The sequence below is a fragment of the Polaromonas sp. genome (genome assembly GCF_030680935.1).
Taxonomy (GTDB): Bacteria; Pseudomonadota; Gammaproteobacteria; order Burkholderiales; family Burkholderiaceae_C; genus Polaromonas.
This window is the reverse complement of record NZ_JAUXUP010000008.1, coordinates 1-1,202: the sequence shown is the minus strand read 5'-3', so window position 1 is coordinate 1,202 and position 1,202 is coordinate 1. Positions and strand designations below refer to the sequence as shown.

General features: G+C 64.6%; 1 pseudogene. It reads right to left on the bottom strand.

Annotated features, from left to right (window positions below):
• Nucleotides 1-123: 123 nt before the first annotated feature.
• Nucleotides 124-1,202 (bottom strand): annotated as a pseudogene (locus tag Q8L50_RS02215) (bifunctional salicylyl-CoA 5-hydroxylase/oxidoreductase); the annotation flags it as partial.

The following is a 1,202-nucleotide window of genomic DNA, read 5'->3' as shown; positions in this document are numbered from 1 at the left end:
AGCAGGCGCAGCCAGAGGCGCAGCGCTTCCGGGTGTTCGCGGTGTCCTCGTGCTTCCATGTCCATGGCATCTCTCCTGATTTACTATTTATTTGATAGCTACCGATGCTTTCCGGGTAAGGGCTCAGGCCTGTTTTTGCTTTGAAAGCTCCCGGTAAAGCTGGTCCCGGCCACTCAGGTAGGGTTTGGGCCAGCTCACCGCCCGGCTTTGCAGCTTGGCCGCTTCATGCAGCGTCCAGGCCGCATCGGCCAGGTGGGGGCGCGCAATCGCACACAGATCTGCGCGGCCGGCGGCGATGATGCTGTTGACGTGATCGACCTCAGAGATGGCGCCCACGGCGATGGTCTGGATGCCGACCTCGTTGCGGATGCGGTCGGCAAACGGCGTCTGGTACATGCGGCCATAGACCGGCTTGGCGGCGCGTGTGGTCTGGCCCGAAGACACATCGATGAAGTCACAGCCCGCCGCCTTGAACAGGCGCGCGATGGCCACCGCGTCGTCGGCGGTGTTGCCGCCCGGTGCCCAGTCGTGCGCAGAAATACGCACACTCATGGGCAGGTGCGCCGGCCACACGGCGCGCACTGCACTGAAGACCTGCAGCGGGTAGCGGCAGCGGTTTTCCAGATTGCCACCGTAGTCATCGGTGCGCAGATTGGTCAGCGGGGTGATGAAACTCGACAGCAGGTAGCCGTGTGCGCAGTGCAGCTCCAGCCAGTCAAAACCGGCTTCGGCCGCGTAAAGGGCGGATTGGACAAACTGGGCCTGGACTCGGTCCATGTCGTCGCGCGTCATCGCGGCCGGCACGGCGTTGTCAGGGCCGTAAGACACAGCGCTGGCGGCCAGCAGTGGCCAGTTGCCGGAAGGCAGGGGCTCGTCGGGCGCGTCCCAGCCAAGCTGGGTCGAGCCCTTGGGGCCGCTGTGGCCGAGTTGCATGCCCATGCGCACGCCTTCACCCGAGCGATGTGCAAAATCGACAATACGCTTCCAGGCCAGCATCTGTTCATGGCTCCACAGGCCCGGGCAGCCAGGCGTGATGCGGCCTTCGGGGCAGGGCGCAGTCATCTCGGCAAACACCATGGCCGCGCCGCCCAGCGCACGCGCGCCCAGATGCACCAGGTGAAAGTCCTGGGGCAGGCCGCCTATCGCGCTGTAGGTCGCCATGGGTGTGACGTCGATGCGGTTTTTTAATTGCAGCTCACGCA